The 23,405-nt window shown below is 32.6% G+C and carries 14 protein-coding genes; 2 read left to right on the forward strand and 12 right to left on the reverse strand.

All coding sequences use genetic code 11. The features are described 5' to 3' along the window. Positions 1–65: 65 nt before the first annotated feature. From AC3Y25_RS04460 to corA, 4 genes are all read right to left on the reverse strand, one after another. Positions 66–722: a hypothetical protein gene (locus AC3Y25_RS04460; RefSeq protein ID WP_489901881.1), complete on the reverse strand. Its 657-nt coding sequence runs from the start codon at positions 720–722 to the stop codon at positions 66–68. 9 nt (positions 723–731) lie between these two features. After that, on the reverse strand, positions 732–1,916 hold the full coding sequence (locus AC3Y25_RS04465; RefSeq protein ID WP_489901882.1) for an acetate/propionate family kinase: 1,185 nt from the start codon (positions 1,914–1,916) through the stop codon (positions 732–734). 74 nt (positions 1,917–1,990) lie between these two features. After that, positions 1,991–4,084, reverse strand: a complete 2,094-nt coding sequence (gene pta / locus AC3Y25_RS04470) for a phosphate acetyltransferase (RefSeq protein WP_489901883.1) — start codon at positions 4,082–4,084, stop codon at positions 1,991–1,993. Between the two features lie 66 nt (positions 4,085–4,150). Beyond that, positions 4,151–5,224, reverse strand: a complete 1,074-nt coding sequence (gene corA, locus AC3Y25_RS04475; RefSeq protein WP_489901884.1) for a magnesium/cobalt transporter CorA — start codon at positions 5,222–5,224, stop codon at positions 4,151–4,153. Positions 5,225–5,408: 184 nt separating this feature from the next. Between corA and AC3Y25_RS04480 the strand changes: the two genes are divergently transcribed. Then, entirely contained in the window at positions 5,409–6,011 is a 603-nt protein-coding gene (locus AC3Y25_RS04480; protein WP_489901885.1) for a transposase, read from the forward strand. 427 nt (positions 6,012–6,438) lie between these two features. Here the strand turns inward: AC3Y25_RS04480 and avs2 are convergent, their stop codons facing one another. Next, positions 6,439–10,941, reverse strand: a complete 4,503-nt coding sequence (gene avs2, locus AC3Y25_RS04485) for an AVAST type 2 anti-phage system protein Avs2 (RefSeq protein ID WP_489901886.1) — start codon at positions 10,939–10,941, stop codon at positions 6,439–6,441. 308 nt (positions 10,942–11,249) lie between these two features. On the opposite strand from avs2, the gene AC3Y25_RS04490 reads away from it, so the two are divergent. Continuing rightward, a complete protein-coding gene (locus tag AC3Y25_RS04490; protein ID WP_489901887.1) occupies positions 11,250–15,167 on the forward strand; it encodes a hypothetical protein in 3,918 nt (1,305 codons plus the stop codon). A 167-nt stretch (positions 15,168–15,334) separates the two neighbouring features. Here AC3Y25_RS04490 and AC3Y25_RS04495 read toward each other — a convergent pair whose 3' ends face one another. The 7 genes from AC3Y25_RS04495 to AC3Y25_RS04525 form a co-directional block, all read right to left on the reverse strand. Next, complete coding sequence (locus AC3Y25_RS04495) at positions 15,335–17,914, reverse strand: DEAD/DEAH box helicase (RefSeq protein ID WP_489901888.1); 2,580 nt, start codon at positions 17,912–17,914, stop codon at positions 15,335–15,337. Next, entirely contained in the window at positions 17,911–18,843 is a 933-nt protein-coding gene (locus tag AC3Y25_RS04500; protein ID WP_489901889.1) for a HamA C-terminal domain-containing protein, read from the reverse strand. The genes AC3Y25_RS04495 and AC3Y25_RS04500 overlap by 4 nt, the downstream gene beginning before the upstream one ends. A 239-nt stretch (positions 18,844–19,082) precedes the next feature. Beyond that, complete coding sequence (locus AC3Y25_RS04505) at positions 19,083–19,553, reverse strand: JAB domain-containing protein (protein WP_489901890.1); 471 nt, start codon at positions 19,551–19,553, stop codon at positions 19,083–19,085. 227 nt (positions 19,554–19,780) lie between these two features. Beyond that, positions 19,781–21,097, reverse strand: coding sequence for a PcfJ domain-containing protein (locus tag AC3Y25_RS04510; RefSeq protein ID WP_489901891.1), 1,317 nt, complete (start codon positions 21,095–21,097; stop codon positions 19,781–19,783). Then, positions 21,094–21,474: a PcfK-like family protein gene (locus AC3Y25_RS04515; protein WP_489901892.1), complete on the reverse strand. Its 381-nt coding sequence runs from the start codon at positions 21,472–21,474 to the stop codon at positions 21,094–21,096. The genes AC3Y25_RS04510 and AC3Y25_RS04515 overlap by 4 nt, the downstream gene beginning before the upstream one ends. 37 nt (positions 21,475–21,511) lie before the next feature. Next, entirely contained in the window at positions 21,512–21,901 is a 390-nt protein-coding gene (locus AC3Y25_RS04520) for a single-stranded DNA-binding protein (protein ID WP_489901893.1), read from the reverse strand. A 756-nt stretch (positions 21,902–22,657) separates the two neighbouring features. Then, on the reverse strand, positions 22,658–23,401 hold the full coding sequence (locus AC3Y25_RS04525; protein ID WP_489901894.1) for a hypothetical protein: 744 nt from the start codon (positions 23,399–23,401) through the stop codon (positions 22,658–22,660). Positions 23,402–23,405: the final 4 nt, after the last annotated feature.

The following is a 23,405-nucleotide window of genomic DNA, read 5'->3' on the forward strand; positions in this document are numbered from 1 at the left end:
ATTTAATTTTTAGGCCAAAAAAAACTCCTCAAGCTTGAGGAGTTTTTTTTACTATTTAGATAAAATCATTTTTTTAAATTAAGAAGTACTGATTGAGGGGCGTAATTAATATCAAATCCTTTTTCTAAAGATTTTTTCACTTCTTTAAAATATTCTTCATTGACAGTTTTTTTATCTTTAAATTCTATCAATTCTGTTTCAGTTTTTAATTCTGTTTCATTCCTAATTTCAAATATATCCCATTCAGAATAATCTTTCGGATTGATTAAACAACAAACTGTATGTGGTCTAATACTATTTACAAATTCATCCAAATTACAAATCCCGTTTTCTAATTTATAATTCAACCAGTCTTTATCTGCAATATCAGAAACATGAAAAACATGCACTGTATTTTTTATCTTATTTAACAGTACAAGTTCTGTACAATTATATAAATGACCTATTTGAATAAAATGGTCTGAAATTTCAGATCTAAACTCTTTTTCAAAAACATCTAATTCTTCTGATGTGTTTAAAAAACTAAATGGCTTTTCAAATTCATCATCATCACCATCAATAATTAAATTTGCTGGGATTGAAAGTAGATTGTCTCCAAAAATTTTATATTTATAAATTTGTCTGAAATTTTCAGGAAACAACAAACCACTGTCGATGTCCAATTGACAATATCCAGAATAATCTTCAAGTTGCTTTTCAAGCTCAAATAGTTTATTCTCCATTTTTAAATTTTAATTTTCCAATAATTGAAAAACCTGATTAGCAATTTCATACTCTTCATCTGTTGGAACAACTAAAACTTTTGTAGTAGCATTTTCTGAATTTATTTCTCTTAATTCTTTCGAACGAATTTGATTTTTTGCTGTGTCAATTTCAATTCCAAAATAATTCATGTCTGTACAAATCAAATTACGCATGTAAGATGAATTCTCGCCAATTCCTGCTGTAAATACGATGGCATCCAATCCGTTTAGAGCTGCTGCGTAAGCACCAATCGTCTTTCTGATTCTATAAGCATTCATATGTAATGCCAACTGGCAATCTTTGTTTCCTTTTTCGGCTTCAGCTTCAATATCACGCAAATCACTGTAGCCTGTAAGACCAAGCATACCGCTTTGTTTCAGTAAAACAGCATTTACTTCATCTGGCGTATATCCTAAATTTTTAATCATATAAAAGACCACAGACTGATCAATATCTCCAGCACGAGTCCCCATGATTAAACCATTTGAAGGAGAAAACCCCATTGAAGTGTCAATGCATTTTCCATTTTTAACAGCGGCCATACTGCAGCCATTTCCTAAATGAATCGTAATTATTTTAGAATTATCTTTTAAATAATTAATGGCTTTTTCAGACACATATTTATGGCTCGTTCCATGAAAACCATAGACACGGACTTTATTTTCTGTCAAAAGATAATTTGGAATAGCATATTTATACGCTACTTCTGGCATAGTCTGATGAAAAGCGGTATCAAAAACAGCAATTTGCTCTGCTGAACTGAAAATCTCTTCTGCTACATTAATTCCTTCTAAATTTGCTGGATTATGCAAAGGCGCCAACTCAAAAAGTTGTTTGATCTTTTCTTTAACTTTCTCATCGATTTTTACTGTTGCACTAAAATCGCTTCCACCATGCACAACACGATGTCCCACTGCCGAAATTTCTGAAGTTGATTTAATAACTCCTTTTTCAGCATCCAAAAGCATATTGGCTACTTTTTGCAAACCTACTTTATGATTCGGAATTGGAAGCGTTTCTTCGATTGAAGCTGTTGCTGTTTTAAAAGTTATATTTGAAGTTTCTAAACCAATTCTATCAATCATTCCAGAACAGATTACTTCGTTTTCTGGCATTACCATTAATTGGTATTTAATTGAAGAACTTCCTGAGTTTATTATTAGTATTTTCATTCTTTTTAAGTTGCTAAGGTTCTAAGAAGCTAAGATTCTAAGCGTTTTAGTTTATTATTATTTTTTTATTGTTTTTACATTCCCTGCGCTTGGATCGCTGTAATAACTACCGTATTAATAATATCGTCTACAGTACAACCGCGACTTAAGTCATTTACGGGTTTATTTAAGCCTTGTAACATTGGACCAATTGCCAATGCTCCAGTTTCTCTTTGAACGGCTTTATACGTATTATTTCCTGTATTTAAATCAGGGAAAATTAATACGCTAGCTTGCCCTGCTACTTCTGAATCTGGCATTTTGCTTTTTCCTACAGTTAAATCCACCGCAGCATCGTATTGAATTGGCCCTTCGATTTTTAAGTCTGGTCTTTTTTCTTTTACGATTGCCGTAGCCGCTCTCACTTTGTCTACTTCATCCCCTTTTCCAGATGATCCAGAAGAATAAGAAAGCATCGCAATTTTTGGTTCAATTCCGAAAGCTAAACTTGATTCTGCAGAAGAAATTGCAATTTCTGCCAATTGTTCTGCTGTTGGGTTTGGATTAATAGCGCAATCTCCAAAAACAGAAACTCGATCTTCTAAGCACATGAAAAATACAGAAGAAACTACAGATGAATTCGGTTTGGTTTTAATGAATTGCAGTGCTGGTAAAATGGTATGCTGCGTTGTGTGTGCCGCACCAGAAACCATTCCGTCTGCCTGTCCTTTGTACACCATCATAGTTCCAAAATACGAAACATCTTCCATTAAATCTCTTGCCATTGTAATGCTTACGTTTTTCGCCTTTCTTAGCTCATAGTACGTATTAGCATAATCCTCATACATTTCAGATTCGATTGGATTGATGATGTTTACTTTAGAAAAATCAAATGTAAGTCCAAGTTCTGCAACTTTGCTTTCAATTTGTTTTTTATCCCCAATAATAGAAATATCAACCACATCCATATCTAATAATCTTGAAGCTGCAGCAATAATTCGGTCATCATTTCCTTCTGGCAAAACAATATGTTTTCTATGCTGTTTTGCTCTTTTAACCATGTTATATTGAAACATTTTTGGAGTCATTCCTTCAGGTTGGAAAGTGATTACTCTTTGCGATAGCGCTTCAATTTGAACGTACTTTTCAAAAGTGTTAATCGATGTTTCTATCTTATGCGTGTTGTTAGCATAAATCTCCGATTTAATCGAACCTATTTTATTGGTGATATGATAAGTTCCGCCATCAACAGCAATAATTGGGACAATAGGAGAAAGTCCTTCTATAAGCTTTAAAATACTTTCTTCTGGAACAATATTTCCTGTCAGAATAATTCCTGAAATAGTTGGGTAATTTGCAGATTCATTTGCTTGTAAAGCTCCTAAGATAATATCAGAACGGTCTCCTGGAGTAATAACTAGCGCATTGTCATGCAAATGAACCAGATAATTATGTAATTGCATTGCTCCTACACTATAATGTCCAATTTCATTATTCAAATAATTTTCTCCAAATAGCACTTTAGCATTCAATTCGTGTACGATTTCCTGCATGGTCGGATTATTCAAACTCGAAATAAGCGGAATTGTATTAATCAAAACATTTGAAGGCAAACTTTTTTGTAAACTAGTAGTAACCAATTCTATATTTTCTGGCTGTACTTTATTGGCAAAAACGGATAATACTTCAACCTCTTTTATTTTAAAAGAATCATAAACCAGATATAAACTATCTAAAAGTTCTTCTAAGGTTTTACCAACTCCCGAACCAACAATTATGGTTGGAATTCCGAGGTTTTTGGCAATCAAAACATTTAAGTCCAATTCGATAGAAGTTCCCTCGCCTGTAAAGCTAGTTCCTTCAACTAAAACAAAGTCAAATCGTTCTTCCAGCTTCTTATATTTCTCAATAATTAAATCTAGAACCTCTCCTATCTTACCTTTATTCTTTTTCTTAATCAATCTGCTTTTGGTGATAGCATACGCATCGTCAAACGCAATATCAAGGTTAAAATACGACAAAACAGTTTCGATATGATTATCTACCTCACCATCCACAAAATCTTCGATTATAGGTCTAAAATACCCTACTTTAGCCGTTTTACCAATTAAGATACTCATTAAACCGAGCGTAATAATTGATTTACCACTGTTATGGTCGCTAGTGGCTATATATATTGCTTTACTCATAATTATTTATATTTATTCTAAATAACAAAATTACATAAATACTATTTCTCTGGCTTGCAACAAATGTTAAAACCAGCGTCTTTTTTTGAAATAAATGATCAGGGCGACTACGAGCAAGAACATAATTCCCATGACAACAAAATAGCCATTTTGGGTTTTAAGTTCTGGCATGTTTTCAAAGTTCATTCCGTACACTCCAACTATAAAAGTAAGCGGAATAAAGATTGCTGAAATAATCGTCAGCGTTTTCATGATTTCGTTCATTTTTCGGCTTTGTTCCGAGAAATAAAAGTTTGAGGCACTTTCCAGTGCGCTCATGTCAGATTCTATCTGCTCTAAAAGCTCTAGACTCTTTTGATGAAGTCTGATAAAGAAATTAAATGTTTCTTTTTGAATTAAACCGTTTGATTCGTCATCATCTTTAATCGTTTTTAGATAAAACAAAGAATCCCGAAGCGGTATAATGGAGCGTTTTAAGAAATTTAAATTATCGCGGTGATTTTCAATTTTTTCTAAAATAACTGGCTTTGCATCTTTTTTGGTCAAATTGATTAATTCTTCTATTTTATCTTCTTCGTCTTCCAATGTAATGTAGAAATTCTCCATTACAGCGTCTAAAAGCAAATACAAGAGATAATCTACCTTTTTGGTTCTAACAATTCCTGCATGCGTACGTAAGCGCTCGCGAATATGGGTAAAGAAATCACTTCGTTTTTCTTGAAAGGAAATTAAAATTCCGTCTTTCAGAATAAAACTAATCTGTTCGACACTGATATTATCAGAATACTCAGAAGGCAAAAGTGATTTTATATTAAAGAACAGAACATTTTGCTGTTCTTCTAACTTGGTTCTTTTGGTTGTATTTAAAATATCGGCTAAAAGAAAATCGTCAAGCTTAAAATGCGCTCCAATAGTTTTTATCAGATTAATATCGTTTAAACCATGAATATTGAGCCAATTGTTTTTAGTATAATCAAAACAAGAATTAAGGGCAAGAACTGTAAACTTATCATATTCAACAACATCATTATCATTATAAACAAAAAGCTGCATTTCTGTTTCGTGCTCTTTGTGGGTGCCAGTATACTCTAAAGTAATGTGTTGCAACTTACGTCCTTTCTTGTATTTGATCTTTCTCATCCATGAAAATTTACAATAGTAATATTACGAAAAAGAATCCGAACAGGAAATGACAATTATCAGTTTGCTCCGAAAGATTTAATCGAATGATTTTATATTTAAAAAGTAATCTTTTTACTACTTTTACATTAAATTAAACCCAACAGGTTTCAAAAACCTGTCGGGTCTCTTGACGACACTACACATGCAAAAAACCGAAAATCTTGAACCTGGAAAATATTACCATATCTATAATCGTGGTATTAATGGCGAAAATCTATTTAAAGAAAATAGAAATCATGAATATTTTCTAATGCTTTACACTAAACATATTGATCCAATTGCAGAAACACTTGCTTGGTGTCTCTTAAAAAATCATTTTCATTTATTGGTAAAAATTAAAACTTTCGAAGAAGTTTTGAAAAGCCAAAAAGAGTTTAAAATCAAAAAGATAATTCCTACTTATCAATCTTTTGGAAATTTATTTAATGCATACACAAAAGCAATTAATAAAAGTTGCAATAGGCATGGCGCTTTATTTGAAAGACCTTTTAAAAGAAAATTAATTAATAATGAATCCTATTTGTGTTCTGTTATAAAATACATTCATTACAATCCCGTAAATCATGGTTTTTGCGAACATCCAATAGAATACCCATGGAGTTCTTATTTAACTTGTGTTTCTGAAAAACAAACTAAACTAAAACGTGAAAAAGTGATCTCACTATTTGAAAACCTTGACAATTTAAAATCTGTTCACAATAAAAGACAAAATTTTACTTCAATTGAAGAATTTCTTAATTTATAACGTATCGCAAACCCGACAGGTTTCAAAAACCTGTCGGGTTTAACTTAGCGCAAAAAAAATCTATTTCATAAACTAAAGCATTCAAAGTAAAAAATCGCAATCATTTCCTTTACAGCAAACCCGACAGGTTTCAAAAACCTGTCGGGTTTAACTCTAAACGCAAAACAAAAAAAAACCGAGTCATTTCTGACTCGGTTTTCTATCTTAATACTTTGTACTAATTACTTAATACTAAAGAATTATTTTACTTCTTCAAAAATAACCACATCTGATTAACAACACATTACACATAAATGGTACAAATATGGAACAAAACAATTATTTTATTTCACGAAACGAGATATTTCTTTTCTGAAAGCCAATCATTTTAAACTTTGTTCGAATTTATAAACCATATTTTCCCATTTAGTCATATTGACCCAATTGTCTAACTAATTCTTGTTTGCAACTTACCTGTTAAAATTGAATTTTCAAAATAATATGTTCCACTAATTTCTAATCTTCCAGGATGTTCATTTTCGAAAGAACGGCCGCCAATTACTTGTTTTTCCCCTAGTATCGTCCAGACAATTTTCAAATTATTATCCCTCAAAAACTTCAAAAAAGAATCCTTTCGAACAAGCAAGTACGACTTTGAGTCATTGTAAACGTTTGCCGCAAAGCATTGTATTTCGTTATTATCATTAATAAATTCTCCCTCTCTTTTGCTGTAATTTAATTCCATACCATTATATATTATTGTGCTTGGTTTTAAAAAGCTAATTACATGCTCTTTAGAATTGTCAAATTCTGCTTCCCATAAAAATGATATAGCTGTAACATTTACCTCTGCTATATAATCTCCTGACTCCTTGTCGTAAACTTCACTCCATTCACCTCCTCCATAATATTCACTCATAAAATGATTCTGAGCTGGTGACCAATAGTATTCCCTACTAAACATTTCGTATCTATCGCCGCTTTCAGGCATCCACCTTCCTGAAAAATCCTGCTGAATTGCCCAATCTTTAAATGAAGTGTAATCATCTTCCTTAACTAGATAACTTCTAATATGACACCAAAGCTCTTTATGAGGCTGATCCCATTTTTCTTCACCAATTTTTTTGGGTTCTGACCACGAGGGATAACCTTCCAATATTAGCCATTCTTCGTTGTTATCATCTTTCAGTTGGATGATATCTTCCATAGCAGGCAAGGTAGCTGAGTCATTTACCCAGTTTTCATTTGTACAATTCCAGTCAAATATTTTGTTGTTAACCCACCAAAATTCTTGTGACTGTTCATCATCGTAGCTTCCGGTTTCACTAATTAACATTGTCGGATCAATATCTCTATCATATGGATCCCAAGGTCCCTCATATGGTTTTTCTTTCTTACCTCCCCATCTTTCACGTTTTATAAAATTATCAGATAACAAGGCCATATATTCATAATATGCAATCCATTGATATTTTTTTCCAATTCTTTCATGGGGAGTTGTACTTCTTCCTCTACCAGTGCCAATTTTTTTATCAAACGAAAGATGCAAATCAGGATTCCAGCCCAGTTCTATAACCCTTGTTAGGATTAATCTTTGAGCAATCCTTAAATCAAAATATTCTGCAGTATTTATAATCTTATGATTATGATCTAAAAACGGTTCTACTTCATCCTCATATTCCGCCAACAATTCACCATGTATTAACTTTTTAAAGTCATTTCTAAATTCCTCTAATTCCTCTTCTGTTTTTCGACCAACAGCAATTTTAAACTTAATTTTACCATCTCCTATCATAAAATCATCTTTAGGATCTTCAGTTATTATAGGATTAAGTTTCTTCAATAACTCCAGTTGCTCTGAATTTAATTTACTTTTAAAATGTTTGTAGACTTGTCTTCTATCGATAGGAGTTTCCCCTATTTTGCAACCTGACCAATCAGAAAAATTACTATTTGTACCAATTGTATATCTTGAAAAATCACCAAAACCCATAACAGAGCTCCATATATGATAATATTTTTCATTATCATATTTTTCCTTTAAATCTTCCAATGATGGAATTGATTCTGGCCAATTACTAAAATACGGAGGGCGAACCTTTGATAATTCAAAACTTAATTCTATACCAAGATAATTGGCATATTCAATTATTCCTCTAGCATAATCTCTTAATAATATGTGCGGAATTACACCTTTTATATCATTAAATACAGTTTCGAAAATATGCTCACTTACTTCTTTAATTTTTTCTTTTTGATTTGTTCTTATTACACATCCATAAGCAACAGCAAATAGTCGTTCATAGACAAAAGGATCGTTAACTTGTTCAAATAGTTTTAAAAGTTGCACCAATATATCAAGTCTTTCTTCCAGTAAAGAGACCAAAGCTTTAGTAGAACAATCCCTTAGTTTTCTATTAGTAGAAGTATGAAACCATGTCAAAGTGATACAACTGAGTAATATGGATTCGTCAGAAATGTGCGATTTATCTGTTTGATTCCATGACCAATCAATGAGTCTTTTTACAGATGATTCATTTGTATATTTGTATTTAAGAGCTTGTGTCCAGTTCGCATCTCTCTCAGCAAGAGAGGAATTAATTAAATAGTTATGTAGAAAATGAGCATTAAAATAATGATTTGGAATTCCCGTTGCTGCAAGAATAGTTTCCCAAAAAAGATCGTGAGTACCATCATAAGAAAAAACATATTTATTTACATATTCTTCTGATTCTTCATTGATGGTATCGAACTTTCGCCAAAGTAAACTTTGAACAAAAGATTCGACTACCGGATATTTATCTTTAAGCTCTGGAATAAGAGTATAAAATTCATATCCGTTTTTCTCAGGAACCTGAATTGAAAAAGCTTCAATTAATCCTTTATATCTGTAAATTTCATTTTCACCTCGTACTAAATTATAGAATTTACCGTCTTCTTTGAACTCTTTCTCTAAATCAGGAAATTGTTCAAGTAAATATTGAACAGTTAGGTGGTCTTCAAATCTCTCATATGCTAAATAAACTCCTTCCTCATAATTATTATCTTCTTTCCAAAAAAGATTCTTTGATAGTACAGCTTCGGTAATTAGTTCATCTATAAAACCTTTTTTATCAATAAAACTTGAAATGGACTCGTTAACCACTTGATAAGCTAATTCATATGGAATATATCTAAGCTGATTGTCAACTTTGCATTTAATTAAAGCATAAATAGATTTCTGCACAAGGTTCAAGCTATCTGAGTATCCAACTCTCTTTGGCTTTGATAAAACAATATTTACGTTTTTTACAAAAAAGTTGATAATTGAGGAAATTCCCTGAAGACCATCAGGAATACGTGTTAATCCAGCTTTGTTAATTCCATCACAAAATAGTTTTAAGAAGAGTGGATTTTGAAACTCGGGATGTAGTAATGGTACATTAGGCAATTCAATTTTATAATTATCAAAAAATAATTTGCTTGCTTCATATTCACTATTCCTAAAACCATAGTGTTGATGTTCTATTATACCCAGATTAGATCTTTCTTCCTCAGGAAAAATTAATTTTTTGTATGAAGTTCTTACCGTCAATACAAGCCCTAGCCAATTGTATTTTTTTATCTCATTAATAAAGCTTTTTACATACTCATTCCAGAAGTAATTACCTTTCCCTTCATTGATAGCGTCAATAAAAAGAACTATTCTCTTTCCTGACTCTTCAGCTCGATGATTTATTTTTTTTAGAAAATCTTCAGCTTTAGAATTAATTTGAAGTCTTTTAAAAATTTGCGTCCATGGGTCTTCTTCTGTAACGAAATGTTGTCCGAGAAGAAAAATACTCTCGTGTCCTTTATCAATTCTTCTTGAAATTATATCTCCAATCAAATGAGATTTCCCAATACCAGCTTCACCATCTAGTAGTAAAAAAGGATTATTTGCAAGATCGATCGAAGAACTATGAAGCAAACGTTGAAAAGAAGAGAGCTCTTGCTCAAATTCTCTAATGTTTCTTAATTCAGAAGCGTACTTATGATAATATTGGTAATCATTTTTTTCTTTTTGTACTTTACGTTCTTCAGAAATGTAATAGTTATAAATTTGTTGAACGGAACTATAAGCTATATCATGCAAGCCTTCAAACTCATTTACTGGAATTGGAGTAGTTCCCAAGAAATCAGTATTATGAAACAACGTATATAAGTCATCAAAGGTATTTTCTAAACTCTCAAGACTTTCCTTAATTTCAAGTTTATTCTTTAAAACTTTTTTACCTTTTATAAGAAACTCATCAAACTGCTTTGTCACTTTTCTTTTAAAGTCTTCGGTTCTTCCCAGCCCTTCGAAGATTTCTGATACTTCAAGTTTTACATTTATTTCAGGCGTATACCTTTTGCCAAGGTCGACAATAGATGATTTGCATTGTTGGATGAACCATTTCTCATCAGGCTGAAAAGTCAATTCAGAGCGGAGAGCTTCAATCGTGGAACTTATAGTTTCAATTTTACTCTCTATTCTATTGATTCCTTCTCCTAAATCAAAAATCTTAGACTTATAATTTTCTTCAATAAACAGCTTCTTAAGCTTATTGTCACTTTTAATTTTTTTTATAAATATTTCATAAAACAAAACCAAGTCAATTGTACTAGGAATTATAATATTAGAATTAGTTTCTAATAATTTAATGACCGAATTATAATCTGCCTGTGAATTCGTGAATAGAGTATACTTGTTTAGCTCACTAAACAAAATTTGCGAATGATAAAAAGGAAATTTATTAGAGTTAGTTTCAATTGATTTTTCTGACTCAAATTCCTTTATGGTTTCATATATTATTTCAACCAGCTTATTTTGATAGCTTTTTGTTGGAAATATAAATCTCCTAAATCTTCCGTACCCTTCTTCCTTAATAAATTGATCAACAAATTTAATAGATACATATGCTATTACAGTAATTGATAATGGTTCCATCTATTTTTTTTTCTTTGTTAAATTATGTAAATCTCCACAGGAATGCAAAACGTGTCCAAGTTTTGTATGTATAGAGATTAAAGATACATGTTTTCTCTTTAAATTTTTTCTGATAAATTTATCCGTTTCGTTTTTCCAAAAACCAAGTAGAAATACCTGTTTTTGAAATATTCATATTTTTAAACTGTTTTTGATTAGTTTTATAAGCACTAAACAATAGTAATTGACAGCAACCATTTACTCGAAAGGAATTCGTAACAGTTAACAATTTCCTAATAAAAATCAGCTGCTTTTTAAATTAATCCTTTATGAAGATTCAAAATAACAAAACAAAAAAAATTAGTATCGTAGAGGACTTGGATACGCTTCTAAAGAAAAGAAGCGGCGGATCAGTTAACTTCAGGGGTATTCATTATCAGATTCTGTATTCCTGCCATCTGATCCTTAAAAATCTAAATGATTCATCAAAAGAGGAAAGCATAATGCTTGAAGGACTTGAAGATATCGATTATAAAAATATTTCAGTAACCGCAAACTCTTCGGAATTCATACAATTAAAGTCTTCGGATAATAAATTAAATGCAGGTGATTTTTGGACCATGAATGTACTTCAGAATTTCCTGAAGGTATATCTAGCACAAAATTCAAGTAAGTTCAGACTGGTTTATAATTTTAAAATAGCAGACGGATCTTTGAGTCACCTTTTTGAAAACAAGCACACAGCAAATTCTCTTGAATACTGGCAGACAAAGTTAGAGAGCAGTTGTGACATTACGTTTGATTGCCAGGATTTTTTTAGTAAAATTTCCTATGAAAGAATCTCATTTGATGAAATTTCAAATAGTATCATTCAATGCTTATTTAAACATTGGAACATTAATCCCGGAACAGAAAGACAATTTATAAATGCATTAGTCAATAATGTACTGGAATGGTCAAAGGAACGAAAGACTATTAATCATCAGAATGTCCGTGCTCTTTTTGAAGATGTTAAAGATTCGTATTCCAAGGCTGTCCAAAATGAAGCTGTAAAAAATAATTGGATCGAGCGTGTCGATTATACCAACACTCCTTCTCCTTCTGAGCTCTTAAATTATTATGATGGTAAAGCGGCTAAACCGTACCATATTTCCAACGGGCTACCTGTTCAAAGAAAATTCTGGGAAAAAAAGATAATTGAAACGTTAAGGACAAATGATGTTGTATTAATCAGATCTTCAAGCGGACAGGGCAAATCAACTCTGGCCTGGCAGACCGGCTATTCACTAAGGGAAAAATACAATATTTATCAGCTTCATATTTCAAAGAGCTGGGAGCAGGCAAACTCAGCTATGGAATTCTTACAAGCAAGGGTTTTAATCGGAGAATTTCCAATTGTAATAATAGATGGGCTTGATAATGATCTAGATCACTGGCAGATTCTTGTTGAGCGTACATCCTTGCTGCCTGTTCGCTATATCATTACCTCAAGACATGAAGACTGGACACGATTTGGCGGTGATATTTCAACCATAAGCTTACAACCCGTAGATATTAGTATTGGGAGAGAAGAAGCTCAGGAAATCTATAATCAATTAAAACAAAAAGGCAAGCTGCATGAAGAAATTAAAGAATGGCAGCCTGTCTGGGAGCAGGTGCTGGAGAAAGGACTCCTGATTGAATATACCTATTTATTGACAAGAGGTGCAATGATCAGCGAACGTCTTGGATCGCAGATTAAAAAATTAAAAGATGACAGAAGTCCGGCAGCTAAAACTGAAATTCTAAGAATTGTATCTGCCGCTGATTGTCTTCAGCTTAAGATAACAACAAAAGACTTAATTAGTTACATTGAGAAATCTGTCACATTTTCTAACCAAGATCGCGGGGAAGTACTGCACGAGCTTCAAAACGAGTATTTTATTAATTTTGACAGCAAAAATATTGAGGGTCTACATCCTATCCGTTCTACTCATCTGCTTCAGCTATTGCACACCACGCTGGCTCTGCCGGATACTTTTATTAATCTTTACCAATTATTACACGATTCCGACAAGCAAAATTTCTTCCAGAATGCAGCTCTTTTAGTCAAAAAAGAAGAATCTTTTGAGTTCTACAATAGTATATCAGAAGTCCTAAGCCATGGAACTTATATGGATATGGTGTATGCCCTAAATGGTGTTTCTCATACCGAACCTCAAAAATACTGGCTCGAGAATCAAAAGCAGTTTGATGACGCCTTTAAAACCGGAGCATTGGATTTGTTTATAATGCATACTATACCAGGCAAGCAAATCAATACCTTTGATGAACTCATAAAAATTATGCCAAGTCAGTTTAGTGCAAATATGACCAAGCAGAGAGATCTTCTAAAAAAATTATCAAAATATGATTTTAAGGGAGGTGATATAGATATTTTAGCAACTGCCCTAATCGAGAAAATCAATAACTCTAATTCTTTCAAGCCATCATATTTGGGTCTTGGTCATTTAGCGAAATGGTTTACAAAGCTTGATCTAAAAATAACTATTCCATTTGACAAGAATTTCTTATCCGAAAACTTAAAAAATCTTACTATCGCAGAAGCAGTAGGACTTTTTCAATATGCCTATCTTTCAAATCCTTCACTTTATGAAAAATTTATTCTGGAGAATAAACAAAATATCATAAACTATCTTAGAAAAAATACTGAATCATTAAGCATTACAGAAAATGAAAGCCATATTGACATACAATATATATGGGACGGTGAATCATCACAGACAACCGTCAATCAAAGCATGAAAAGGATTGAACATGTTTATAATTTTCTTCCCTATTATAAAAAATATAATACCCAGCCTATAATACTTCCCTTTCCAACTGAGGAAATCATCAGAGTCACCAGGAGTGATGCCAGCAAAAGCATCAGTCCTGAGTACATTCCAGATTCCTCCGAAGCTTCGTATAGTAATGTCTGGATTGAAACAATCAGCAGAAATTATTATGAGAACTCAGCTTTTGAATGGCAGAAAAAAATTCTGCAAATACGAAATACAGCTGTGGAATGGTGCAAAAGTGTAGTGCGCATGATTGATTCTTCTTTTGAAGGAAATGTGCCAAAAAGAAACAAGGAAACGCAAATCTATGTGCTGGCCAGCGAGAAACTAAGTGTTTCAATGACGCCCATCAAGCCCTATCCGAAATATGCCAATACAATGCCTGAGAAAGAAGACTTAAAGAAGGCCGAACAATCAGTCAATTCCTGGTTCGGTGCAATCAGGAGTTCAAATTCCCAATTTGTAAACTTATTTAATCCCCAAGGAGAAAATGACCAGTACGTTGCTTCAAACAATTTCAAGTCCATTTTCCTAAAACTTACAGAAATGCAGACTGCTTTTCACGATATAGAAAACCTTACTGCCGTTCACTTTGATTCTTTATCAGTAGATAAAGCTGAAAACATCATATATGAGCGGCTTTACAAAAGTATAACCTACTTAATGAATCATTTTCCATTCAGTACCCAGGTTCCTGTCAAAATTGGACGTTTGGCTGTCGAGAAGTGGTATATTGAATTTCTGAACAGCGAGATGACTGAGCTGAAAAAAATTCTAGAAGCAGCGGCAATAGAAATCGGCTATGATTTCATACCACCCAAGAGAATTAATAAAATGGAAAGTGCTGCAACAGTGATAATCGGCATCAAAGATTTTGATTTCGCAAAAGAAAACAACATCTTTCTACTGGCATATGCACTTCGAGCCTTAGCTGATTATCCAGCCTACTTTTTCTCTTTACTATCAATCCAGAACAACATAGCTGTAAGCGGATTTAGATTCAAAAAGGAACTTTTTGAAATTTTAAATGATTTTGATGACACTAAGTTTGAAGATTTAAATTTAAATCTCCCTTTACCTATAATTCCAGATCATGAGCATGCTGAGATATTAAATGTCGAAATAAAAAAGCAGGTTACAGAGTCTTCAGCGGATCTCAAATACAGAATTTTATTAGAAGTATGGAAATTATCGCAGGCAAGATCAATATTAAGCGGTGATGGTACATTTGAGAGTGAATGGCTTGAAGAGCTTGAATACAAACATCTTCAAACAATCGATAAAAACATTAAATTAATTCCTGAAAGCACCATTAACAATAGTTTTATAAACTGGTATGAAGAAAACCGATATTCAAAAAAGTTATGGTCAGATCAGGATATTATTTCTAAAATTATTGAAGCTGCACAGCAAGAAACAAATCTATAGAGCTATTAAATAACAAAAATGTGAAACAAACATTCGAAACGTAATTATCGAGCATTGTCAAAGTTTTTTTTAAATCAGCACTAACTTTTAAATACAACAAGTTAGACAATAGCCTTAGTTAAAAACATTTTGTCCTTTTTACCTAGGCATATCACCCTTAGAATAAATCATAACATAGTAGTTATTTCATGATACTCTAGAGATGATTCTTTATAATTTTTAAGTATTTCACTTTTGCTAATTGATACCAACTTTGAATCTTGAATATTAAGCGCATATCTGCATTTATTATATATAGTCATTGCCGTATGTCTTGATAATCCCATATTTTGTAGTGCAATAACAATTCTATTTTGAGTACCATATTCTAAAAGGGTTGCCCAATTTTCTCCTGAATTTTCTTCACCCAATAGGTTTATTACAATTTGATAGTAATGATTAAAATATTTTTCAAACAAAAATCTTAAGACATATTCAATATCATCAATAATTTTTTCAATAACAATGTTAATATGATTTAAATTATTTTTCTCAAATACTGTAAATTCATTATAATCAACTTGTATCTGCAAGGATTTTTCATCATGCCAGTTAAGAGACTGAACAATGATTTGATTTAAAGTTATTCCATTCATCCATTGGTTCATTATAACAGCATAGTATTTCATACTATTCTTATTGGAAAGCTTTTTTTCAGCTTTTTCCCATTCATATAAATCATACATACTTTCCAAAATCCGCAAACAGACTGCATACGAAATCTCTGTATTGGGAAGTCTTATATCCTGCTTTTTTAAATGTCTTCCCTTTAAAATATTAAAAATTTTTTGCTGTTTACTAATATTGATTGACTGGTTTGCATTTAGAATTTCTCTGGGTATAGTTATATCCTTGGTAATGCTTTTTGCAAGGTCAATTATCTTTTGTTTATTTTTCTCGATAAGTTTTTCAATAACAGGGCTTTTGTATGAAGACCTGATTTCTAAAGTATCGATACATATAATGTTTGCTATGTAATCTAAAATTTCTTTTTCAGTTTCCGTACCACTGATATTTTTGTTTAATAAAATTTTTTCTATTTTCTGCAGATTCTTGTCAATTTTGGTCAAAATTGTAGGCTTTAAGGTAATCGGCTTTTTGAGCAAAATAGTACTTTTATTTTCCCATGTACAGTCCTCATGTTTAATGCAGTAGATATTTCCAAATAATTCTTTATTTAACCTGCCTGCCCTGCCAGTAAGATTCCAAAAATCAATTTCTTCCAATTTTCCTAAACCATTTTTATTATTTAAGATAAATAAGTTTTTAGTCGGCATATTGACCCCCTCCAATAATGTGGATGTGCAGAATACATTTCGGATTTCCTCACTCTTATATAAATCTTCAACAAGATTTCTCAATAATTGCGGAAGTTTTCCATGATGGTAAGCAACCCCATTTTCTATTAAGTCAGCCAAAAAATAATCTTTATGGATGTAATCTCTAATTTGTTTTGAGGCGTTGGCAATGGCAGTTGTGATCTCTATTTTTTTGTTCTCTCTATTTTTTACAAAATCAACCGCTCCATTTATAGTTTTTGGTTTGCTGTTATTATAAATTAGATTATTCGAATTCTCCCCCAAATAATCTATCACTCTACTGATCGTGGAAAATTTTTCATTAAAATTTTCTGTCTCAATTTTTTTGAAATCATTTTTCTCAATTAGTTCTACAGTTTCGTTTACTATGTCGATAAAGTATAAATTTTGAGAAACAGGCGATTCATCTGTTTGAAAATAATTATCGCTAGTCTGGCTGTCAAACAAATTCAAAAAAACCTCCGGATTCGAAACATTGGGCGAGGAGAAATACAACTTAACATTTTTACCATATTTACTCAACGTTCGTTCAATAGCAGAATAAGTGGTTATGCTTCGTGAATCCCTTTCCTGTGCGAGTTTATGGGCCTCATCTACAAATAAAAAACCTATTGGAGGATTGTTTTTTTGCGACAAATAACTAATTAATCTTTCCGGTGTTAAAATTAGAATATAGTTATGAACTTCCTCTGTCAGTAGATCGCTAATATTGGAATTTGTTGCAATTTTATAATTATAGCGTTCAAGTATGCTTTGTAATTCTCCTTTTAAATCTATTGTAAACTGATTAATTAGAGCTCTTGTAGGAACCAATACAACTAAATTTTCAGGAGGAATATTTTTTATAACTTTTCTAATAAAAGCTTTTATTATAAATGATTTTCCCATTGAAGTAGGACCAGAAAAGCTATATCTCAGGCTTGAACTTAAATTCTTAAACAATAAATATTGAGAATCCGTAAAAACCTGATTCTCGGAGTCCGGAACATGCTGGATTATCTTTTTTGCTTCCACTTCAATCATTCGGTCAAATGGGATCAAAGAATGATTTGAATTTAAGTTTTCCAGATATCTTACTGCGGGAAAATTACCCAATTTTGAATATATAGCTTTTGACATTGTTCTATATATTTCATTATCAAAATAATTATAATTAAGAAATGTAACAATCTGGTAAGATCTGTTTCTTGCTGCTGAATCTAATGAATTTGAAAGAATATCTGCAAATCTCAATGAATCCTTCAATTCTTTATTTGAAAGAATGCTTTTTATCTCTTTATTTATTGCTTGTTCAGCATTTATCAAAGAACATTTATCGAATAAAATTTTAAAATATTCATCATGCAATATGTCCTCGGTTAATTTATCTATGATTTTTAGTTGGCTCATAGCAGTTCCTTTATTATGTCCTTTCTAGTCTCCTCTAAATCAGAAAATGGAATAACGTATATATAAAAATTATAACCAGTGAATTCAGCTTTCTTTATTTGATAGTTTATCGAGTTTAATAATGAATTAACCTGAGTAGTAATTTTAGTTCTGATCTTTTCACGAAATTCATGATTGGACATTTTTTTTTCGTCGGAATCAATATCAATATTAAATCCTAAAAAAATTCCGAATGAGTGGTCGATATTTGTTTCGTCTGTACTTGCACTTGGTACAATAATTTTTTTTAAAAGATTATAGCTATTCTCATCGTAAGCTTCCTTTACCAATTGGCTGCTTACTAATTCAATCTCAAAATCTTTTTTTGCTCCTTTTTGGGAAAGTAATTTACCAATGGATTCAAATGCTTTATAAATACCTTGCTGTAAATCCGAGTTTAGTTTAGATTCTCCAAAAATTAACTGGTAATCCTTATCATTTAATTTTAGTAAATGAACTCCATCAGCACCATTAACAAACATTTGATTTGATGTTTTAAGTTCAAGTTTTGTTAGAATTTTTGGAGCATTTAAATGAGATTCTAAAAGGCAATAAAGTAATATTTCCCCGAGTTCACCTCCTTCAGTCTCTTTAGTTGTAGATGAAACATCTTTTTTGATTTCTAAGTGATTTCTTAAAAGACCTTTTGCTTTATCAGTAAGCGTCCTAAATTTTCCTTCATCAATTAATTTCTTTACCTCTGTTCTAGACAAAGCAAAGTAGTGCAGCTGGTCGGCTAATAATTCAATCAGTTCATTATAAACAAATCGATTATTAGTAACTCGGAGAGTAAATAAATTTAATTTATTTGAATTTTCCAGTTCTTGATCTTTTATATCTGAATAGAATAAATCGAGAAAATCTTTTCTTACATCAGTTTTTAAACTCATCAGATATACTTTTAAAGATGATTAGACAAAATTATTCCTCGGTATGAATAATAATTACATTATAAAAAATCTATGATACAATTATACAAAAAAAATACTACTAGTCTTAATAAATTTGTTTTAATCAATTTATAAAAAATTGCTATAAATAAATATTTGCATTATTATTTGTTAAATTCCTTGTGATATAACCGAGCAAACTTACTTTTAACAAAAAAAATCCCCACTAAATAACGGAGCTAAAAAGCTCCGTCATCTGCAAAGGAGTAGTAAATATCCGGAGTAATGATAAGATGATCCAGCAGTGCAATATCAAGTATTCCGCCGGCTTCTTTGACTTTTCTGGTTATCTGTTTATCAGCTTCAGAAGGTCTGATCTGACCTGAAGGATGGTTATGAATCATAATCAGCGATACGGCATTTGCCTTAAGTGCTGCTGCAAAAATCAATCTCAGGTCAACCACAGTGCCAGAAATACCTCCGGAAGATACTTCGTAGATACCAAGCACTTTATTGGACTGATTTAAAAGCATGATTTTAAACTGCTCGAAAAATTCTATTTTCTCAGGATTCCAGGACTGGAGTGCCAGCTGGTAAGCCGTTTTGGATGAATTGATAACGGGTCTTTCGGATGCTTTTACTATTGTTTTGTAGACCAATTCAATTTCCGCTACCTGATTCCAGTTCTGAAGTGTTTTTGAAGTTTCCATGATTTCTAAAGTTTTAAGATTAATTATGGAACCTCAGCCGGGAATGAGAAAGCGAGCGAAAAAAGCAACGCAATAAAGCAGGTTTTTCACCTGCATTTATGGGGGAATTTTTTTCGGCGAACCGCCTTTCCTTCCCGAACTTTGTTTTGAAATTAAGCATGAACCCCTGAGACAATACCCCCTTTAAGTGTCTGCTCGCCGGAATTTCACATAAAAAAAGCCGAAAACTAATTTTCGGCTCGGATTGCTTTTTTATTTTTTATACGCTTTTTAATCTGATACAGGTTCTGATTCAAAAGTTTTAGAATCTGTTTGTGATGCGGGGACTCCTTATTTTTATTTCCCCTGCACTGCACAATTTCAAGTGATGGAAGCGCCACTTCGATAGTCTCTACAGGCTTGTTTTCAAATTTTGCCGAAAGGATAAGCGAGTTTTTCTTTTTATGATATTCGTTTGTAAATACGCAGTGTCGGAGTACATCGCCCTCTTCAAGAAAATCCTGCACGCTTTCCATGACACTTATGCTGAGATTTTCCCTAGTAAACTCCAGTCCGAAAAACTGTTTTTTCTGTTCTTCATAAATAATCTGCGCCTGTTGTATTTCCGTGCGAAGTTCCTTTATTTTAAGACGTCTCTGAATTTTACGTTTTCTCTCAACAAGTCTGTCGTGCTCCTGAGCCAGATTTTCTCGGCACACATTAGCAGGAACGCTCAAATCCATTTTAAACCATCTGAGCAGTGAAATATAATCTTCCCAAAGCGTAAAATCTGTTACCTTATAATTGTTTTTAAAACACGTTTTAACGGCCTGCCAGTTCTCTTTGATATACTGCGCGCGCGACAGCAGATAATGCTTAAGGAAATCTGTCTGTCCTGTTTTAAGGAGTGTTTCAGCATAAGAATCTTTCAAAAGAGCCGTAAAAAGCACCTGTGGTGCAATGGTGTAAAAACTGCCTTTAAAGCCGTTTCTTTTCAGGATATCAAGTACATGCGCTCCTGCATAAACCTTATATGGATTTATTCGGTATTTTGGAGAATCCTCAAAATTTCGGGGGCGAATTTCAAGGGCCGAGTAATATGTCCAGGCATCATAAGTATTTGAAAAAACGTTGGTGCCGAGCGAGAGCGTACGCACCTCCCCTTTTGGATTTATCCAGTGCTGCATAACTTCCTTGTGAAAGTAAGTCGGCATAAAATTCTTTTTCATGTTTTTGTGCGAGCAGATAATGCGCACCACCTGAAATCCTGCGCATACACTTAAAACTGCCCAATACTCTATTTCTTTGAAATGCACCTGATTGTACTGCTGTATTTTGAGTTTTCCCCTGCATGCTGTGCAGTTTATATAATTTTTGCAGGACGCTTTCTGCGCATCAGGTTTCCAAGTGTGTGTGCATTCCAAACAGTGGAATTTTCCCCTTGACAGCACAGCCCATTTCAGGAAAATGTCTCTTTCTGCCCTGCCCTGTATTTTTTCCGTTATAGGTTTAAGCGAATCGCTCAAAGCTGTAATCTGCTTTTCGATGATCGTTTTAGGTATCATAGGTCAAAGAGTGTTAAGGTTTTTGGTGCGGGTTTTGGAGTAGGCACTTGCGTTTTTGGAACAATGCTGTTTTGAGGAACTTCTGATGCGGAGGTAAACAAATCAGCCTTTTCAGGCTGATTTACCACAACCCTGCATTGCACAGGCTCAGGCTGAGCAATACTGTCATCGGTATAATATTTAACAGCCATCTCAAATATTTCAGAATCATCAAAGGCGCAGAATCCAGTCTTTTTTACCTCACCCAAAATGTAGTTGAAACAGCACTCCAAGTTTTTGGATGCTTTACTGAAGTTCTGCGCAAAGACGGTGTCGCTCTGCGCAGTTTCATTGAGGTAATTTTCTATAACGGTTTTAAATTTGTCAGAAGCTTTCATAACTCATTTCTTTAGGCTTATACATTTATAATCTGAATTAAAAAGGCAGATCGTCAGGTTCTTCTTTTTTACTTTTCTTAGGAGAAAAATTCCTCGACTGAACAGGCTGAGTGTCTGAGGCGAAAATCAATATTTTAATATTACTGGTGTGAAAAGTGAGACTGCCTAACGCTTTACCCTCACTGCTGAGATAGGAGTTCACTCCGATTCTTCCGAATAGTTCCACCATTGTGCCTTTTTTGAGCCACTGGGCTATACCTGCACTGAGCCAGTAGGAGCAGTCAATAAATGTGACTATTTTTTTTACCTCACTACTGTGTTTGGGTTTGTAGGTGTCATTAACTGCAATGGAGAAGTTAACAACCTGTCTGTCTTTTGCTGTTTTGGCAACAACAGCATCTCTGGTTAAGCGTCCTGTAATTTCCATGATTTAAAAGTTTAGATTATTACTGCTTCTTTCCGCCTGCTCCGCAAAATTGTTTTCAAAAGAAAAAACGGAAAAAAAGAAAGCAAGAATCCAGTGTACGGTTAACGGGTACGGAGTGCTATAAGTCCCGAAGGGCAGCGAAGCTGTTATGCGCATGCAGTACCCGGCGGACACTAATTTGGCTGCCCTTTTAGTCCGTTTCGAATGAAAACCTTTTAAAAATAATTTTTAAAATTAAAGGCTTGATTTACCGCTATGGACAGCAAGAAGCATATGCAAATTGAGAAAAGCAGGAAAAATTGGAAATAAATCTTAATTTAGTACCAGACGGAACCCTGAATTGAAGTACTTACAAAACCACAATATGAAAGATTAGGTAAGAGATATATTGCATATAATTGCAGATGTTTGGAATGAGTTTATCTGGGAAAATAAATTCTGCGGAATCAGATCAATTTTTCTCCTGATGCAGATAGTAACTATTTCGGTCATATTCTCGAAAAGATTTTAATTTTTTAAGAGGTTTTATCAAAGCAGAATGTAAGAATAAAACCGTTCTTAATGAACTTGTCCGAATGAAAGACTATCTTAATTATAACGTTGAATACTTCTCATGATATAAATTAATTTCTAAAATTTTAACGAGGAATAAGTCTTTGCTAATTGGATTGTTATTACAATTACATTAATCCTAATAATTATTGATTAGCATCTATTAAATATTAACAGGAAATTACAAGTAATTTTACTTAAAAATCACTCATAAGGATAAAATCTCTTTTCAAATTCAGTATATTTAAAATTATAGAAATAAGTATAATTAAAATTGCATCTACAATAACTGCTTTCATTTTCGTGTCTGTAATAAACCGGGATATTGTCCAATCCTGAATTTGCGAGAGTTTTTGATATTTTCTCAAATGTATATTCACCCACATTTTTCATTCCTCCAGATTTTAAATTAATAAAAATCTTCGGTTTATCAATACCAATTGCCACCAAAAATTTATTAAGTGCTATTAGTTTTTGAGTATCTCTAAAAGTAAACATTATTTGTGAATCCAATTTTTTACCTGACAAATAATCTGTTTTAACCTCATCAACACTTGCATAAAATTTCTTTTCCAAAGGAGTATTTTCTTTCCAATACATGGGATTGGATCTTGTAATGTAAATATGTTGCAACTCTAAAGAATTTAAAAGTTCAAGTTTCATTCTAAATGTTACCGGACCGTAGTGATTTTCTTGGGAATATCTTTTATGAAGATCTTCACCGTCCAAAAAAACATGATTCCATACATCATGTCTTTTATCCCCTGCATCTGATTTTTGACTAGTCTGTACAAGATCATTATCCTCTACATATTCTCTTGAAAGCAATGCATTTTGTTTTATAAAAGATAAAGAAGTACTTACCGTATTAGCATGATATAGATACTCAAGCCCTTTCTCTTTGAGCATTTTATATATTTCTGCTGACAACAACTTATAGTCCTCCATAATA

The sequence above is a fragment of the Flavobacterium sp. LK-23 genome (assembly GCF_058135255.1).

Excerpts from the sequence above, each read along its gene's own strand:
- AC3Y25_RS04460 (WP_489901881.1), bottom strand. The coding sequence starts at position 722 with ATGGAGAATAAACTATTTGAGCTTGAAAAGCAACTTGAAGATTATTCT.
- AC3Y25_RS04465 (WP_489901882.1), bottom strand. The coding sequence starts at position 1,916 with ATGAAAATACTAATAATAAACTCAGGAAGTTCTTCAATTAAATACCAA.
- pta (WP_489901883.1), bottom strand. The coding sequence starts at position 4,084 with ATGAGTAAAGCAATATATATAGCCACTAGCGACCATAACAGTGGTAAA.
- corA (WP_489901884.1), bottom strand. The coding sequence starts at position 5,224 with ATGAGAAAGATCAAATACAAGAAAGGACGTAAGTTGCAACACATTACT.
- AC3Y25_RS04480 (WP_489901885.1), top strand. The coding sequence starts at position 5,409 with ATGCAAAAAACCGAAAATCTTGAACCTGGAAAATATTACCATATCTAT.
- avs2 (WP_489901886.1), bottom strand. The coding sequence starts at position 10,941 with ATGGAACCATTATCAATTACTGTAATAGCATATGTATCTATTAAATTT.
- AC3Y25_RS04490 (WP_489901887.1), top strand. The coding sequence starts at position 11,250 with ATGAAGATTCAAAATAACAAAACAAAAAAAATTAGTATCGTAGAGGAC.
- AC3Y25_RS04495 (WP_489901888.1), bottom strand. The coding sequence starts at position 17,914 with ATGAGCCAACTAAAAATCATAGATAAATTAACCGAGGACATATTGCAT.
- AC3Y25_RS04500 (WP_489901889.1), bottom strand. The coding sequence starts at position 18,843 with ATGAGTTTAAAAACTGATGTAAGAAAAGATTTTCTCGATTTATTCTAT.
- AC3Y25_RS04505 (WP_489901890.1), bottom strand. The coding sequence starts at position 19,553 with ATGGAAACTTCAAAAACACTTCAGAACTGGAATCAGGTAGCGGAAATT.
- AC3Y25_RS04510 (WP_489901891.1), bottom strand. The coding sequence starts at position 21,097 with ATGATACCTAAAACGATCATCGAAAAGCAGATTACAGCTTTGAGCGAT.
- AC3Y25_RS04515 (WP_489901892.1), bottom strand. The coding sequence starts at position 21,474 with ATGAAAGCTTCTGACAAATTTAAAACCGTTATAGAAAATTACCTCAAT.
- AC3Y25_RS04520 (WP_489901893.1), bottom strand. The coding sequence starts at position 21,901 with ATGGAAATTACAGGACGCTTAACCAGAGATGCTGTTGTTGCCAAAACA.
- AC3Y25_RS04525 (WP_489901894.1), bottom strand. The coding sequence starts at position 23,401 with ATGGAGGACTATAAGTTGTTGTCAGCAGAAATATATAAAATGCTCAAA.